General features: G+C 65.2%; 16 protein-coding genes. 11 read left to right on the top strand and 5 right to left on the bottom strand.

The window, feature by feature from the left end; translation table 11 throughout:
* Nucleotide 1 precedes the first annotated feature (1 nt).
* The 7 genes from AACH40_RS07550 (at nucleotide 2) to AACH40_RS07520 (ending at nucleotide 6,277) form a co-directional block, all read left to right on the top strand.
* Nucleotides 2-1,480, top strand: a complete 1,479-nt coding sequence (locus tag AACH40_RS07550) for a phytoene desaturase (RefSeq protein WP_169494193.1) — start codon at nucleotides 2-4, stop codon at nucleotides 1,478-1,480.
* On the top strand, nucleotides 1,477-2,058 hold the full coding sequence (locus tag AACH40_RS07545) for a TIGR00730 family Rossman fold protein (protein WP_338645245.1): 582 nt from the start codon (nucleotides 1,477-1,479) through the stop codon (nucleotides 2,056-2,058). Before AACH40_RS07550 ends, AACH40_RS07545 begins: the two co-directional genes overlap by 4 nt.
* Before the next feature lie 11 nt (nucleotides 2,059-2,069).
* A complete protein-coding gene (locus AACH40_RS07540) occupies nucleotides 2,070-3,044 on the top strand; it encodes a phytoene/squalene synthase family protein (RefSeq protein WP_338645243.1) in 975 nt (324 codons plus the stop codon).
* Nucleotides 3,045-3,091: 47 nt separating this feature from the next.
* Nucleotides 3,092-4,189: a 4-hydroxyphenylpyruvate dioxygenase gene (hppD, locus tag AACH40_RS07535; RefSeq protein WP_338645241.1), complete on the top strand. Its 1,098-nt coding sequence runs from the start codon at nucleotides 3,092-3,094 to the stop codon at nucleotides 4,187-4,189.
* Nucleotides 4,183-4,740 (top strand): VOC family protein, encoded by a 558-nt coding sequence (locus AACH40_RS07530; protein ID WP_169494257.1) that lies wholly within the window; start codon nucleotides 4,183-4,185, stop codon nucleotides 4,738-4,740. Before hppD ends, AACH40_RS07530 begins: the two co-directional genes overlap by 7 nt.
* 65 nt (nucleotides 4,741-4,805) lie before the next feature.
* Nucleotides 4,806-5,531 (top strand): cytochrome b/b6 domain-containing protein, encoded by a 726-nt coding sequence (locus AACH40_RS07525; protein ID WP_338645239.1) that lies wholly within the window; start codon nucleotides 4,806-4,808, stop codon nucleotides 5,529-5,531.
* Nucleotides 5,528-6,277 (top strand): molybdopterin-dependent oxidoreductase, encoded by a 750-nt coding sequence (locus AACH40_RS07520; protein WP_338645238.1) that lies wholly within the window; start codon nucleotides 5,528-5,530, stop codon nucleotides 6,275-6,277. Before AACH40_RS07525 ends, AACH40_RS07520 begins: the two co-directional genes overlap by 4 nt.
* Before the next feature lie 15 nt (nucleotides 6,278-6,292).
* Here the strand turns inward: AACH40_RS07520 and AACH40_RS07515 are convergent, their stop codons facing one another.
* The 5 genes from AACH40_RS07515 to pgi form a co-directional block, all read right to left on the bottom strand.
* Nucleotides 6,293-7,321, bottom strand: a complete 1,029-nt coding sequence (locus tag AACH40_RS07515) for an aldehyde reductase (protein WP_338645236.1) — start codon at nucleotides 7,319-7,321, stop codon at nucleotides 6,293-6,295.
* A gap of 13 nt (nucleotides 7,322-7,334) precedes the next feature.
* Nucleotides 7,335-8,057, bottom strand: coding sequence for an SDR family oxidoreductase (locus AACH40_RS07510; protein ID WP_338645234.1), 723 nt, complete (start codon nucleotides 8,055-8,057; stop codon nucleotides 7,335-7,337).
* 64 nt (nucleotides 8,058-8,121) lie between these two features.
* Nucleotides 8,122-9,480: a glutathione-disulfide reductase gene (gorA, locus tag AACH40_RS07505; RefSeq protein ID WP_169494185.1), complete on the bottom strand. Its 1,359-nt coding sequence runs from the start codon at nucleotides 9,478-9,480 to the stop codon at nucleotides 8,122-8,124.
* A gap of 77 nt (nucleotides 9,481-9,557) precedes the next feature.
* Nucleotides 9,558-9,890 (bottom strand): hypothetical protein, encoded by a 333-nt coding sequence (locus tag AACH40_RS07500; RefSeq protein ID WP_169494184.1) that lies wholly within the window; start codon nucleotides 9,888-9,890, stop codon nucleotides 9,558-9,560.
* Nucleotides 9,891-9,894: 4 nt separating this feature from the next.
* Nucleotides 9,895-11,415, bottom strand: coding sequence for a glucose-6-phosphate isomerase (gene pgi, locus AACH40_RS07495; protein ID WP_338645229.1), 1,521 nt, complete (start codon nucleotides 11,413-11,415; stop codon nucleotides 9,895-9,897).
* Nucleotides 11,416-11,573: 158 nt separating this feature from the next.
* Here pgi and lepB point away from each other — a divergent pair, with 158 nt between their 5' ends.
* From lepB to AACH40_RS07475, 4 genes are read left to right on the top strand one after another with little or no spacing between them, the layout of a single operon-like run.
* Nucleotides 11,574-12,455: a signal peptidase I gene (gene lepB / locus AACH40_RS07490; protein ID WP_338645227.1), complete on the top strand. Its 882-nt coding sequence runs from the start codon at nucleotides 11,574-11,576 to the stop codon at nucleotides 12,453-12,455.
* Nucleotides 12,456-12,475: 20 nt separating this feature from the next.
* Nucleotides 12,476-13,141: a ribonuclease III gene (gene rnc, locus AACH40_RS07485; RefSeq protein ID WP_420874068.1), complete on the top strand. Its 666-nt coding sequence runs from the start codon at nucleotides 12,476-12,478 to the stop codon at nucleotides 13,139-13,141.
* A 49-nt stretch (nucleotides 13,142-13,190) separates the two neighbouring features.
* Nucleotides 13,191-14,084 (top strand): GTPase Era, encoded by an 894-nt coding sequence (gene era / locus AACH40_RS07480; protein ID WP_338645225.1) that lies wholly within the window; start codon nucleotides 13,191-13,193, stop codon nucleotides 14,082-14,084.
* Nucleotides 14,084-14,917 carry an SGNH/GDSL hydrolase family protein gene (locus AACH40_RS07475; RefSeq protein ID WP_338645223.1) on the top strand — a complete coding sequence of 278 codons (834 nt, stop codon included), beginning with the start codon at nucleotides 14,084-14,086 and terminating at the stop codon, nucleotides 14,915-14,917. The genes era and AACH40_RS07475 overlap by 1 nt, the downstream gene beginning before the upstream one ends.
* The last annotated feature ends 35 nt before the right edge of the window (nucleotides 14,918-14,952 follow it).

Genomic DNA, 14,952 nt, shown 5'->3' with positions numbered 1-14,952 from the left:
GATGAAGAAGGCCTGCGTGATCGGTGCAGGGTTCGGCGGGCTTGCGCTCGCCATCCGGCTGCAGTCCGCCGGGATCGAGACCACGGTGGTCGAAGCACGGGACAAGCCGGGCGGACGCGCCTATTTCTGGGAACGCGACGGCTTCACCTTCGATGCCGGCCCCACCGTCATCACCGATCCGCCGTGCCTGCAGGAGCTGTGGGCGCTCAAGGGCCACAGGATGGAGGACGACATCGAACTGATGCCGGTGATGCCGTTCTACCGGCTGAACTGGGCGGACGGGACGAACTTCGACTACTCGAACGACGAAACCGGCCTGCGCAACGAGATTGCCAAAATTAATCCACGCGACGTAGCAGGTTACGACGCGTTCCTCGATTATTCGGCAGGAGTCTTCGAGGAAGGGTACGTCAAGCTCGGCTCGGTGCCGTTCCTCGATTTCGCCAGCATGATCAAAGCCGCCCCCGCGCTCGCCAAGTACCAGGCGTGGCGCTCGGTCTATTCGATGGTGTCCAAGTACATCGAGAGCGAAAAGCTTCGCGAGGCGTTCAGCTTCCACACGCTGCTGGTAGGCGGCAACCCGATGAAGACAAGTTCGATCTACGCGCTGATCCACAAGCTGGAAAAGGATGGCGGGGTGTGGTGGGCCAAGGGCGGCACCAACCGCCTGATCGATGCGATGGTTCGCCACTTCGAGCGGCTCGGCGGCACGGTGCGGCTCGGCGATGCGGTGACGAAGATCCATTCACTGGGCAACCGCGTGACGGGCCTCGAGACCAGGAGCGGCTGGCAGGGCAGCTTCGACGCGATCGCATCGAACGGCGATCTGATGCACACCTATCGCGACTTGCTCGAAGGCAACACCCACGCCGCGCGACAGGCGAAGTCTCTAAAGCGCAAGAAGTTTTCGCCCAGCCTGTTCGTCGTGCACTTCGGTATCGAGGGCACCTGGCCGGGCATCCCGCACCACATGATCCTGTTCGGTCCGCGCTACAAGGGCCTGCTCGACGACATCTACAGCCACGGCGTGTTGCCCGAGGACTTCTCGATCTACCTGCACCATCCGACGGTGACCGATCCGTCGATGGCGCCCGAAGGCATGAGCACGTTCTATGCGCTGGTGCCGGTGGCCAACATGGGCAAGCTGCCGGTCGACTGGGACGAAATCGGCCCGATGCTGGAAAAGCGCATCCTGGACGAGGTCGGTCGCCGGCTGATCCCGGACATCCACAGCCGTATCGTAACGAAGTTCCATTACGCCCCCAGCGACTTCGCCACCGACCTTTCGGCGCACCTGGGCAGCGCCTTCAGCCTCGAGCCACTGCTGACGCAGAGCGCGTGGTTCCGGGCGCACAACCGCGACGACCAGATCCCCAACCTCTACCTGGTGGGTGCGGGAACCCATCCGGGCGCCGGGATTCCTGGTGTCGTCGGCAGCGCCAAGGCGACAGCCAAGATCATGCTAGAGGACCTCTTGTGAAACGCATCGCCGTCTATTGCGGCTCCGCCTCGCCCGCCGATCCGCGTTACGTTGCACTGGCGCGCGAGGTGGGCCAGACGCTCGCCACGCGCGGGATCGGCGTCGTTTATGGCGGCGGCAGGCTGGGATTGATGGGCGCCGTGGCCGCTGGCGCGCTGGAAGCCGGTGGCGAGGTTATCGGGGTGATCCCCGAAGCGCTGGCCAATGCCGAAGTCGCCAACCACGATTGCACCGAACTGCACGTGGTGGCCAACATGCACCAGCGCAAGCAGGCGTTCACCGACCTTTCGGACGGGTTCCTCACCCTGCCCGGCGGGGTCGGTACGATGGACGAGTTGTGGGAGGCAGTCAGCTGGGCGCAGCTCGGCTATCACGCCAAGCCGGTCGGTCTGCTGAACGCCTTCGGCTTCTATGACGATTTGCTGGCATTCAACCGCCGGATGATCGAGGTGGGCTTCGTGCGCGAGGCCCATGTGGGCATCCTGATCGCCGAGCCCGGGATCGACGTGCTGCTTGCCCGCATGGCGGCGCACGAGCCGCACCGGCCGATCTTTGCGATGACGCCAGACGACCTGTAACGTCGGCGCAGATGGAAGATCGAAGTACCCTTGTCGCCGCAGCGCGCGATTCGATCCGCAAGGGCTCGAAAAGCTTCGCCGCGGCCAGCGCGCTGTTCGACCGGGAGACGCGCGAGCGCGTCTGGCTTCTCTACGCGTGGTGCCGACGCTGCGACGACCTGATCGACGATCAGGATCATGGCGGCGCGCTCGGAAGTGCTGTCGGCGTTACGGAACGGCTGGCAGCGGTGCGCGACAGGACCGCGCTGGCCTTTGCCGGCAAGCCCAGCGGGGACCAGGCGTTCGATGCGCTCGGCCTCGTGGCGCGCGAGACCGGGCTGACGCTCGAGATGGCGGGTGCGGTGATCGACGGCTTTGCGCTCGACGCCGCCGACTGGCAGCCGCGCAGCGAAGCCGACCTGATGCGATACTGCTGGCACGTCGCCGGCGCGGTGGGCGTGATGATGGCGGTGGTGATGGGCGTATCGCCCGCGGACGAGGACACGCTCGACCGCGCCTGCGACCTTGGCCTTGCCTTCCAGTTGGCCAACATTTCGCGCGATCTGGCCGAGGACGATGCGGCCCAGCGCTGTTACGTACCGCTGGAATGGCTTGCCGAACTGGACATTCCCCCGGGCGAACAGATGAAGCCGATGCACCGCAAGGCGATGGCCAAGTTGGCCCAGCGGATGTGCCGCATGGCCCACGCGCACGAGTGTTCGGCCCGGATCGGCGCCGGGCGCCTGCAGCCGCGCCAGCGCTGGGCGATCCTTGCCGCGGCGGGCATTTATGGCGAGATCGCGCGCGAGGTGGAGCGACGCGGCACGAGTGCGTGGGACAGCCGCACCGTCGTGAGTAACGGCCGCAAGCTGCAGTGGATCGCGCGGGCCGGCTTGCGAGCGCTGCGCCCGGTTCCGCGATCGTGCCACAAGGGTGCTGATGCCCGGCGCCACACCCGGAGCGACCTGATTGCCTATGCCAGCAAACAAGGCGTGCCGCTTCCTTGACCCGCCCTCGCCCATTGGTTACATTGGAAACCAACTGGAGAGATGCGATGGCTGACCTGTTCGACAATCCGCTTGGGCTCGACGGTTTCGAGTTCGTCGAATTTTGCGCACCGCAGCCGGGCATGCTCGAACCGGTCTTTGCCGCCATGGGCTTCACGCTGGTTGCCCGTCATCGCTCCAAGGCCGTCACGTTATGGCGGCAGGGCGGCATCAACCTGATTGCCAACTACGAACCGAAAAGCCCGGCAGCCTGGTTCGCCGCCGAGCATGGCGCTTCGGCCTGCGGCATGGGCTTTCGGGTCCGCGATGCCCGCGCCGCCTATGAACAGGCGCTGGAACGCGGGGCCGAACCGGTCGAGGTCCGTACCGGACCGATGGAACTGCGCCTGCCCGCCATCCGGGGCATTGGCGGCTCGATCATCTACCTGATCGATCGTTACGATACGGGCGCGGGCGAACTGTCGATCTATGACATCGACTTCGTGTGGGAGCAGGGCGTGGACCGCCACCCCGTTGGCGCGGGCCTGCAGATCATCGACCATCTGACCCACAACCTTTACGGTGGGCGCATGGCGCACTGGGCGGCGTTCTACGAGCGGATCTTCAACTTCCGCGAGATACGCTATTTCGACATCAAGGGCGAGTACACCGGGCTTACCAGCCGCGCGATGACCGCGCCCGACGGCAAGATTCGCATTCCGCTGAACGAAGAAGGAAAAGCGGGCGGCGGGCAGATCGAGGAATACCTGCGCGCCTATAACGGCGAGGGCATCCAGCACATCGCCTTTGCCTGCGACGATCTTCTCGCCACTTGGGACAAGCTCGCCGCTTCTGGCGCGCCGTTCGCGCCCGCGCCGCCCGCAACTTATTACGAGATGCTGGAAGAGCGACTGCCGGGCCATGGCGAGCCGGTCGACGAACTGCAGAAGCGCGGCATCCTGCTCGACGGATCGACCGAGGCGGGCGATCCCCGGCTGCTGCTGCAGATCTTCTCGCAGACGATGATCGGCCCGGTCTTCTTCGAGTTCATTCAGAGGAAACGCGACGAAGGCTTTGGCGAAGGTAACTTTACTGCGCTGTTCAAGTCGATGGAAGCCGACCAGATTCGCCGCGGCGCGCTCAAGGTAGAGGAGCCGGCATCGTGACGGCAGACCATCCCGTGCAGCTCGGCGGCATCCATCACGCCGCCTATCGCTGCCGCGACGCGAAGGAGACGGTCGAGTGGTACGAGCGCATGCTGGGCATGCGCTACGTGACGGCATTCGCCGAGGACCACGTACCCTCGACCGGGGCCTATGATCCCTACATGCACGTGTTCCTCGACGCCGGGAACGGCAACGTGCTCGCCTTCTTCGAACTCCCGCAGCAGCCCGAGATGGGGCGCGATCCGAACACGCCCGCCTGGGTGCAGCACCTTGCCTTCCGCGTGGCGGACATGGATGCTCTGCTGGCGGCCAAGGCGCATCTCGAGGCGCATGGCGTCGACGTGCTGGGACCGACGCACCACGGGGTGTTCCAGTCGATCTACTTTTTCGATCCCAACGGCCACCGGGTGGAGCTGGCCACGGATATCGGCACCGAGGAACAGTATGCCGAGTTGGCGCGCGTCGCCGGGCCGATGCTGGACGAATGGTCGCAGACCAAGAAGGCGCCGCGCCACGCGGACTGGCTGCACGCACACGCCGGCAAGGCCTGAGCTTTCGGGCTAGGCCGCTCGGCCGTTACGTGGCATCTTCCGCCCCGGACGACGGGAGACAGGCGATGGACGGCAAGCTGGTCTATCGAACGAATCTGCCGGTGCGGATCTGGCACTGGTTCAATGCCTTGAGCGTGTTCGTCATGCTGATGAGCGGGATGATGATCCTCAACGCCCATCCGCGACTCTACTGGGGCAAGTTTGGCGCGAACCCGGACAAGGCCTGGCTCGAACTGCCGAAATTCCCCGGCTACGACGATCCATTCCCGCCGTTAGTCACGATCCCCAGCAGCTATGACCTCGCCGCGGCGCGGCAGTGGCACTTCTTCTTCGCGTGGGTGCTGGCGATCGGCATCGTGCTGTTTCTGGTCTATGCGCTGCTATCGCGCCACCTGACGCGGGACTTGTGGCTCAAGCGCGAGGAACGTTCGTTTGGCCACTTGTGGCACGACATCAAGGAACACGCCCGGCTGCGCTTTCCCACCGGCGAGGCGGCGCGCGGCTATAACCCGCTGCAGAAGATCGCCTACCTCGGTGTCGTGCTGGTGTTGATCCCGCTGGTGATCCTGACCGGCCTGACCATGAGCCCGGCGATGAATGCCGCCTTCCCCTTCCTGCTCGACCTGTTCGGCGGGCGGCAGTCTGCGCGCTCGATCCACTTCCTTTGCGCCGCAGGCCTTGCGCTGTTCATCGCGGTGCACCTGCTGATGGTCCTGCTCGCCGGGCCGATCAACGAACTGCGCTCGATGTTGACGGGCTGGTATCGCCTGCCAGAGGAGAAGCGGCCATGACGATCGTCACCCGCCGCAATGCGCTGGGCGGCGGCGCCGGGCTGATGCTGGCGGGGTGCGATCGCATCGTCGCCTCGCCCACGGTCAGGAAGGTGCTGACGCTGGGCGAAAAGGCCACGATGAGCGGGCAGCGTCTCGTAACGGACCGCACCGCGCTGGCGCCCGAGTTCTCCGCAACCGATCTTTCGCCCAACTTCCGCGTTAACGGCACCACCGCCCCCGGCGACGCGGCCTATCAGGCGCACGTGGCACGCGGCTTTGCCGACTGGCGCCTCGTCGTGGATGGAATGGTGGCGCGCCCGCTTTCGCTCAGCCTGGCGCAACTGCAGGCGATGCCGGCGCGCACGCAGATCACCCGCCACGATTGCGTCGAGGGCTGGAGCGCGATCGGCGAATGGACCGGGGTGCCGCTGATGCTGCTGCTCAAGGCGGCGGCGTTATCGTCGAACGCCCGTTACGTGGTGTTCCACTGCGCCGACGATTACCACGGCACGCCCTATTACGAGAGCATCGACCTGGTCGAGGCGTTCCATCCCCAGACGATCCTGGCGCACCACATGAACCGACAACCGCTGTCGGTCGGCCACGGCGCGCCGTTGCGGCTGCGGGTCGAGCGGCAGCTGGGCTACAAGCAGGCGAAGTACGTCATGCGCGTGCAGGCGGTGGCCAGCCTTGCCGGCATCCACGGCGGTGGTGGCGGCTACTGGGAAGACCGCAAGGGCTACCAGTGGTATGCCGGGATCTGAAGTCCCGGCGTAACGTCACACCTTGACGATCTTGAGGTCGATCAGGCTGCGCGCCGTGTCGACGATGGTCTCCTCGACCGGGTGCAGCGTCCAGCCGACGCGCTGCTGGGCATGCGCGGACGTGCCTGCGCGGACCTTGCCCAGTTCGCCGGCGATCTGCTTGAGCGATGGGCTGAACAGAGCCCCGATCTTGACCACGAAGTCCGGCAACCGCCGGGTGGGCACCTTGCGCGCCTCGTGCCCCAAGCGGCGTTTCAGGACCGCGGCGATCTCCGCAAAGGTCAGGAACGGGCCGGTGGCGAGGAAGCGTTCGCCGTCGAGGTCCGGCTGGGTCAGCGCGCGCACGTGCAGGTCCGCAACGTCACGCACGTCGACGATGCCGAAACCGACGTCAGGCAGCGCAGGGATCGCGCCTTCAAGCAGTTGCTTAACCAGTTCGATCGAGGTCGAAAGGTCGCCGTTGGTCACCGGCCCCAGTACGGCGACCGGATTGACCGAAACGTACTCCATCCCTTCGCCCTCCGCGGCGATCCAGTCGCGCGCGGCGCGTTCGGCGACGGTCTTGCTGCGCATGTAGGGGGCGACATTGGGGTTCGAGAGGTCGGTCCAGTCAGCCTCGGTGAAGACCTGGCCCGCAACGTAACGCCCGGCCGGGTGCCCGTAGCCGACTGCGGCGAACGACGAGGTCTGGACGAAGCGCTTCACGCCCGCCTTCTTCGCCGCGCGCAGGGCCCGCAGGGCGCCATCACGGGCCGGGCCGACGAGTTCCTCGGGATCCTTCGGGACATGCAGCGGGAACGGCGAGGCGACATGTGCAACATGCGTACACCCGGCGGCCGCATCGTCCCACCCGGCGTCCGAAGTCAGGTCCGCGGCGAAAAACCGCAGCATTTCCTTGGTTCCGCCCAGGACCAGCCGCAATTCGGCTTCGCGCGACAGGCTGCGCACGGTGGTGTGGACGGTCCAGCCGGCATCGAGCAGCTGGCGGATCAGGAAGCCGGCGATGTAGCCGCTGCCTCCGGTGACGAGCACGGTCTGGGGCATTGTCGGAACCTCTTCAGAAGGCGAGCATGATGCGGCGTGCGAGCGCCGGCGAGAGCGAATAGACGCGGCGCAGGAACTTCACCTGCCCGACGTTGGCTTCATCGGCGTTACGTTCCATTGCCCGCACGATCTCGGCAGCGCACGCCTCGGGCGCGAGCTTTTTCATGGCGAGGTCCGCGGTCATCGCGGTTTCGACCACCGGTGGCAGGACCTCGAGCACGTGAATGCGTGTGGCCTCAAGTTGCTTGCGCAAGGACATGGTGTAGCTGCGCAAGGCGGCTTTAGTGGCGCAATAGATCGCGCTGGCGGTGTTGGGTGCGATGGCGAGGCCAGAGGTGACATTGACGATCATCGCTTCGGGACGGGCCTTGAGCGGTTCCATCAGCCCAGCGATCAGCCGGATCGGGGCATGGACGTTGAGCTGCAGCGTGCGTTCGTCAGCCTGGGCATCGGGTGTCGCGACCCGATAGTCGTGCGGCGTGCCCATGCCGGCGTTGTTGACGAGGACGTCGATTGGGCGTCCGGCCACCGCAGCGAGTAGGCCCGTGACGCCTTCGGAGGTGGCGAGATCGGCGGCAAGGACCTCGAAGCCCTCGGCCTGCGCGGCCGCGATCCGTTCGGGCGTGCGTCCCGTAACGACAACCTGCGCGCCTTTTTCGCGCAACTGGCGCGCGAGGCGCAGGCCGATTCCGTCTGTGCCGCCAGTCAGCAGCACGAGTTTTCCGTTGAGATCCAAGCGACCGTCTCCCCCACAAGTGTCGTTGCGAGGGAGACTAACATATAGGTTGCAATGCGCAACTTTATTTGAGGAGGACCAGTTCCTCGGCCATGGAAGGATGCAGGGCGACCGTATCGTCGAACGCGGCCTTGGTCAGCCCGGCCTTTACCGCCACGGCGGCCGCCTGGAGGATCTCGGGCGCCTCTGGGCCGATCATGTGGATGCCGAGCACCTTGTCGGTGTTGGCATCGACGACCATCTTGTAAAGGCCGCGCTCGGGGCGATGCCCGAAGACGTTCTTCATCGGGCGGAAGTCCGAGGAATAGACCTTCACGTTGCCGTACCGGTTCCGAGCCTGGCCCTCAGTAAGCCCCACGGCCGCAAGTGGCGGCTGCGAGAACACTGCGCTCGGGATGCAGTCGTAGTCGACCTTGCGCTCGATCCCGCCGAACACGCGGTCGGCAAACGCCTGGCCTTCGCGGATGGCGACGGGGGTGAGCTGGACGCGGTCCGTTACGTCACCCACCGCATAGATGCTGTCGCAGCTGGTGCGGTTGTGCTCATCGACCTTGATCTCACCGCGCTCGCCAAGCTCCACCCCTGCGTTTTCCAAGCCCAGCCCTTCGACCTTGGGCTTGCGGCCGGTGGCAACGAGGATCACGTCCGCGACGATCGGATCGGGCTGGTTCTTGAGGTAGGCTTCCATGCAGCCGTCCTCGCGCTTCACAACCTTTTCGAACGGGCAGTTGAACTTGTATTCGATGCCGCGTGCCATGGTGATCTGGAGCAGGCGGTCGCGCAGCGTTTCGTCATAGCCGCGCAGGAGCGTCTCGCTGCGGTTGACGACCGTTACGTGACTGCCGAGCGCATTGAAAATCCCCGCGAATTCGAGCGCGATGTAGCCAGCGCCGGCAATAATGACCTTGCGCGGCAGTTCGGGCAGATGGAACACCTCGTTCGACGTGATGCAGTGCTCGGCACCCTCGAAGGTGGGGGTGACGGGCCAAGCGCCGGTGGCGACAAGGATGTATTTCGCCGTGATCTCGCGCCCGCTGTCGGCCAGTTTCACCGAATGCGGGCCGGTGATAGTCGCGCGTTCGAGGAAGCGTTCGACCTTGTTGTTCTCGAGCGTGGAGGTGTAGGCCGCGTTGAGCCGGTCGACGTCCTTATTCACCGCATCGCGCAGCGTGGGCCAGTCGAAGTTCATCTTATCGACCGTCCAGCCATAGTTGGCCGCGTCCTGCAGTTCTTCGGCGAAGTGCGAGCCGTAGACCAGCAGCTTCTTGGGCACGCAGCCACGGATCACGCAGGTGCCGCCGACGCGATACTCCTCCGCCACCGCCACGCGTGCGCCGTGCGAGGAAGCGATGCGGCTTGCCCGTACCCCGCCCGAACCCGCGCCGATGACGAAAAGATCGTAGTCGTATTCCTGCTCGGCCATGCAATCCTCCAGTACGTGCGCATATTGTGGGCGCACGTTGCGTTGCCAAGAGCCCCAAAGGCCGATGGCGCCCTGATTCAGCGCTTCTTCTTGGCGATCGTCGCGGTGAAATCGGGGTCCTTGTTCGCCACCCAGTCGACGAACTTGCGCACCGTCGGGTTGGCGAGCAGCTGATCGACGTCCAATCCGGCGCGCTGCAGCTCGGAATTGGTGAAGTTGGCGATCAGGGTCTGCTGGCAGATCCCGTGCATCGGCACGACATCGCGCCCGCCCCGGCTCTTGGGTACGGGGTGGTGCCAGACGATGGTGCTTCCCGTCGGCCGGCCACAGAGCCAGCAGGGCACCGGCGGCGGCGCTTCCTGCTCGGGCTCGTCGTCCGCGTAAGGATCGTATTTGTTCTTGCGGGCCATAACTTTACGCGCCGATGCCGGCTGCGGCGAGCAGCGCCTCGGTCGAAGGATCGAAGCCCTCGCCTCCACCCGCATCGATCTGCTTGGCGATCGCCTTGCCCAGTTCGACGCCGAACTGGTCAAACGGATTGATGCCCAGCAGCATCGCCGAAACGAAGGTGCGATGCTCGTGGAACGCGATCAGCGCCCCCAGCGTGCCCGGCGTGAGGTCGTCGCACAGGATCGTGGCCGAAGGACGGTTCCCCGGATAGGCCCGCGCGCCATCGTCCGAAGCCTTGCCCGCCATCAGCGCGGCGCCTTGGGCGAAGCAGTTCGACAGCAAAATCTGGTGATGCAGCGGATCGAGATCGTGGCCGGGCACCTTCACCGCGAGGAAATCGACCGGGATCAGGTGCGTGCCCTGATGCAGCAGCTGGAACACCGCGTGCTGGGCATCGGTGCCGACGCCGCCCCAAGTGATCGGCGCGGACGGCCGGGTGAGCGGTTCACCTTGTGCCGTAACGCGCTTGCCATTCGATTCCATCTCGAGCTGCTGGAGATAGTCGGGCAGCAGGGCAAGCCGTTCGTCATAAGCGAAGACCGCGCGGGTCTGGCAACCCTTGGCCTGCGTGTAATAGAGATCAGCAAAGGCCGCGCGCACGACGACGTTGGCATCGTACGGCGCCTCGATGAAGTGCGTGTCGATCGCCGCGGCGCCATCGAGGAATTCGGCGAAGGCATCCCAGCCCAGCGCCAGCGCGACCGGAAAGCCGATCGACGACCACAGGGAGTAACGCCCGCCCACGGTTTCGCTGAACGGCAGGACTCGCGTTTCGTCGACGCCCCATTCGACCGCCTTGTCCGGGCTGGCCGTCAACGCGACGACGCGGCCGTAGGGATCGGAGACTCCACCCTGGCGCAGCCAGTCGAGCGCCGAGTTCGCGTTGGTCATGGTTTCGGTGGTGGTGAAGGTCTTCGACGCCACCGCCACCATGGTCGTGGCGGGATCGCACTGCTTCATCGCCGCTTCAAGCGCGCAGCCGTCGATGTTGGAGACGACGTGGATGGCGACTTTCGCTTCGTCACGGGCAAGCGCGTCGATCGCCAGCGCCGGGCCGAGCGCCGATCCGCCGATGCCGATGTGGATCAGGCTCTTCACCTCTCCCAGCAGGCCTTCGTGGATCGCTTCGACAAGTCCCTTCATCCGGGCGTGAAGCGCCTCGGCCTCGACCACCGCGGTGGGCGCGCCAATGCCGCGCTCGGCGCTGTGCTGGGCGGCGCGGCCTTCGGTGTTGTTGATCGCCTCGCCCGCGAAAAGCGCATCGCGCTTGCCATCGAGGTCCATCGCACCCGCGATACGGCCGAGGACATCCTCAACGGCCGGGGTCAGGTGGGTCTTGCTCCAGTCGAAGCGAATCGGGCCGCCGGGAATTTCCAGCTCCGAACAGTAGCGGGCAAGCCGGTCCTGCCCTTCGAAGAGCGCGGAAAGGCTTGGCGTTTCGAGGCTTTCGAGCTCGCTCCAGAGCGCTTGTGCCGGGTCCGCCATTCGTCTGATCCTTTCGCAACTGCGATATGCACCGCCTCAATGCCCGCTTGAGCTTCGTCCGCCAAGCACTGCTGTTGGTCGATCGTCCCTGTGCGAAATCGTATTTTGCCAGCACTCGAAGCGCGAAATCCCGCTTGACGTAGGCAAGGCCCCTCCACATGACCGCGACGATGACCGATCAGCCCGAAAATGCCCCCGTCGAAGGGATCGCCGCACCGGCACAGCCGCAAGGCGGCTCAAAAACCCCGAAAACGCGGAAGGAGAAGAAGGAGGACAGCTTTCCCGTCTTCCTGATCAAGCTGGTGCTGGTGGTCGCGATCTTCCGCAGCTTCATCTTCTCGCCGTTCAACATCCCGTCCGAATCGATGCTGCCACGGCTGGAGAACGGGGATTATCTGCTCGCTGCCAAGTGGCCATTTGGCTATTCGAGCTACTCCCTGCCGTTCAGCGCGCCGCTGCTGCCCAAGCGCATCTTCGCCAGCCAGCCCAATCGCGGCGATGTGGTGATCTTCAAGGCGCCTCCGGGTAACGACGTCGACTACATCAAGCGCGTGATCGGCCTGCCGGGCGACACGATCCAGATGATCGGCGGCGTGCTGAACATCAACGGAAAGCCGGTGAAGAAGGAAAAGATCGCGGACTTCGTGATCCCGGTTTCGGCCAACACCAACTGCGTCGCCCCCGAATTCGAGGCGCTGGAGCAGGACGGTTCGGCCAGCTGCCATTACCCGCAGTTCCGCGAGACGCTGCCCGAGGGCAAGAGCTACAACGTGCTCGACCTCGGCTATCGCCCGCAGGACGATACGCCGCCCGTCGTGGTGCCTGCAGGCCACCTGTTCCTGATGGGCGATAACCGCGACAATTCGATGGACAGCCGTTTTCCGGCGGTCGAAGGCGCAGGGATCGGCATGGTGCCGCAGGACAACCTGGTCGGTCGTGCAACGATCGTGATGTGGTCGACCGACGGCAGTGCAAACTGGTTCCTGCCGTGGACCTGGTTCACCGCCGCGCGCTGGAACAGGATCGGGGGCACATTCTGAGCAAGGCCCCTGCCCCCGTCCTGACCGACGAGACGGCGCAATTCCTAACCGACTTGACCGGCGCGCCGCTGCAGAACGGTGCGCTGTGGCATGCCGCGCTGACGCACGGTTCGCTGGGCGAAGCTTCGGATTACCAGCGGCTCGAATTCCTGGGCGATCGCGTCCTCGGCCTCGTCATCGCGGATTGGCTTTATGAGACCACCGGGGCTGCCGAGGGCAAGCTGTCGCAGCGGCTCAACGCGCTGGTGGCCCGCGAAACCTGCGCCGACGTAGCGCGCGCCCTTTCCGTCCCCCCGCACATCCGCATGGGCAAGCAGGCGCGTGACGATGGCGGCGCCAACAGCGACAATATCCTTGGCGACGTGATGGAAGCGCTGATCGGCGCGCTCTTCCTCGAACGCGGGTTCGATGCGGCGCGGGCGTTCGTGCGCAAGGCCTGGACCAAGCCGATGGCCGGCGGCACGGGGCAGCGCAAGCATCCCAAGGCGGCGCTGCAGGAGTGGGCTGCGGGCAACCGGCGCAAGCCGCCGGTCTACACGCTGGCGAGCCGGGATGGCCCGGACCATGCCGCCGTGTTCACCGTCCGCGTCAGCGTCGGCGGCGTTGGCGAGGCGGAAGCCCGCGGTTCGAGCAAGCAGGAGGCCGAGACGGCTGCCGCACGGATGTTCATGGAGCGCTTCGGCTGATATAGTCGGGCGCACAGCAAGTCCTCCAAAAGAACGGAATACACGTAACGTGACGGAAAAGTGCGGCCTCGTCGCCGTGATCGGTGCCCCGAATGCGGGCAAGTCGACGCTCGTGAACGCGCTCGTCGGCCAGAAGGTCGCGATCGTCTCGGCCAAGGCCCAGACCACGCGTGCCCGCCTGATGGGCATCGCGCTCGAAGGCGAAACCCAGATCATCCTTGCCGACACGCCCGGCCTGTTCGAGCCCAAGCGGCGGCTCGATCGGGCCATGGTCAACGCGGTGTGGGAGGGCGCGGCCGAGGCCGACGCGATCCTGCTGGTGGTCGATGCCCGCAAGAAGAAGCGCGATTATCTCGAACCGATCCTGTCGAGCCTGAAAGACCGCCCCGAGCGCAAGATTCTCGTGCTCAACAAGGTGGATGCAACGCCCAAGGAACCGTTGCTGGTTGCAGCGGAAGAGCTGGTGCCGCTGGGCAATTTCGACGAAGTGTTCTTCGTTTCGGCGCTGACCAACGACGGCGTGGCGGAACTCAAGACGCGGCTCGCTTCGCTGATGCCTGAAGGTGTCTGGCATTACCCCGAGGACCAGGTGTCCGACGCTTCCGAACGGCTGCTGGCGGCCGAGATCACGCGCGAGCAGATCTATCGCCAGTTGCACGACGAACTGCCCTACGACAGCGCGGTGCGGCCCGAGAGCTATACCCATCGCAACGACGGGTCGGTCGAGATCCACCAGCAGATCGTGATCGCCCGCGACAGCCAGCGCGGGATCGTGCTCGGCAAGGGTGGGTCAAAGCTCAAGTCGATCGGTGAGGCCGCGCGCAAGGAACTGGCTGACCTGCTGGGCCAGAAGGTGCATCTCTTCCTTCACGTGAAGGTCGAGGAAAACTGGGCCGAGAGCAAGGAAATCTACGAAGAGATCGGGCTGGATTGGGTCAAGTGATGCGCAGGGCTCTGTTGCTAGCGAACTTGCTCGTTACCTCCACGGCCATGGCGCGCCCTTCGCCCTTGCAATCCGGTGACCGTTATGTGGCGCTCGGCAGTTCCTATGCGGCAGGGCCAGGCCTTGGCACGGTGGAAGACGGTGCGCCGCAACGCTGCGGTCACGGGGCAGCGAGCTATTCGCGCGTGCTTGCGAGGACGCTGTCGCTCAACCTGGTCGATGCAAGTTGCAGTGGATCGACCACCGAACACATCCTTGAGCCGTGGAACGAGATCCCTCCGCAGATCGATGCCGTGACTGCGAACACCAAGCTCGTCACGATCACCTCCGGCGGCAATGATGTGGCTTTCGTGACCAATCTTGGCGCAGCGGCCTGTGCGACCATGCCCGTGGGCACGCGCCCCACTCAGTGTCCAACCCGCCACACCGTGTCGGAGGCAGACTGGCAGGGCGTGGAGGCACGTTTGCACAAGATTGCACAAGAAGTCCGTCGTCGCGCGCCCGAGGCAAAGCTCGTGTTCGTCGATTACGTTACGGTCGTGGGACGCAAGGCAGGCTGCGCCAGCCTTCCCGGTAGCGCGGACGAGCTTGCCGCCAGCAAGGCGACAGCGCAGCGGCTCGCCGCGTTGACCGCCAAGGTGGCCCGGCGTGAGCACGCGGTATTGATCAGGGCCTCGAAGCTGACTGCCGATCATGCGCCGTGCGATGCGCAGCCCTGGAGCGCGGGATTGACGCCGCCTCCGGCCGATCAAGGCGTGCCGCTGCACCCCGGTCCGCTGGCCCACGGCGCCATCGCCCGGACCATCGCAGCTACTCTTTCCCCAGGGAATTGACGCTCGCTGCGGGGTGCCGCATTTCCTCTGTCGGG

The sequence above is a fragment of the Novosphingobium olei genome, assembly GCF_037076535.1.
In the GTDB taxonomy this organism is placed as follows: Bacteria; Pseudomonadota; Alphaproteobacteria; order Sphingomonadales; family Sphingomonadaceae; genus Novosphingobium; species Novosphingobium olei.
Note: the sequence above shows the minus strand (reverse complement) of the source record. Positions and strands in the feature narration are given on the sequence as shown.

Coding starts and splice junctions, on each gene's coding strand:
- AACH40_RS07500 (WP_169494184.1), bottom strand. CDS start 9,890: ATGGCCCGCAAGAACAAATACGATCCTTACGCGGACGACGAGCCCGAG.
- AACH40_RS07540 (WP_338645243.1), top strand. CDS start 2,070: ATGGAAGATCGAAGTACCCTTGTCGCCGCAGCGCGCGATTCGATCCGC.
- AACH40_RS07520 (WP_338645238.1), top strand. CDS start 5,528: ATGACGATCGTCACCCGCCGCAATGCGCTGGGCGGCGGCGCCGGGCTG.
- AACH40_RS07475 (WP_338645223.1), top strand. CDS start 14,084: ATGCGCAGGGCTCTGTTGCTAGCGAACTTGCTCGTTACCTCCACGGCC.
- lepB (WP_338645227.1), top strand. CDS start 11,574: ATGACCGCGACGATGACCGATCAGCCCGAAAATGCCCCCGTCGAAGGG.
- gorA (WP_169494185.1), bottom strand. CDS start 9,480: ATGGCCGAGCAGGAATACGACTACGATCTTTTCGTCATCGGCGCGGGT.
- pgi (WP_338645229.1), bottom strand. CDS start 11,415: ATGGCGGACCCGGCACAAGCGCTCTGGAGCGAGCTCGAAAGCCTCGAA.
- AACH40_RS07515 (WP_338645236.1), bottom strand. CDS start 7,321: ATGCCCCAGACCGTGCTCGTCACCGGAGGCAGCGGCTACATCGCCGGC.
- hppD (WP_338645241.1), top strand. CDS start 3,092: ATGGCTGACCTGTTCGACAATCCGCTTGGGCTCGACGGTTTCGAGTTC.
- AACH40_RS07550 (WP_169494193.1), top strand. CDS start 2: ATGAAGAAGGCCTGCGTGATCGGTGCAGGGTTCGGCGGGCTTGCGCTC.
- AACH40_RS07525 (WP_338645239.1), top strand. CDS start 4,806: ATGGACGGCAAGCTGGTCTATCGAACGAATCTGCCGGTGCGGATCTGG.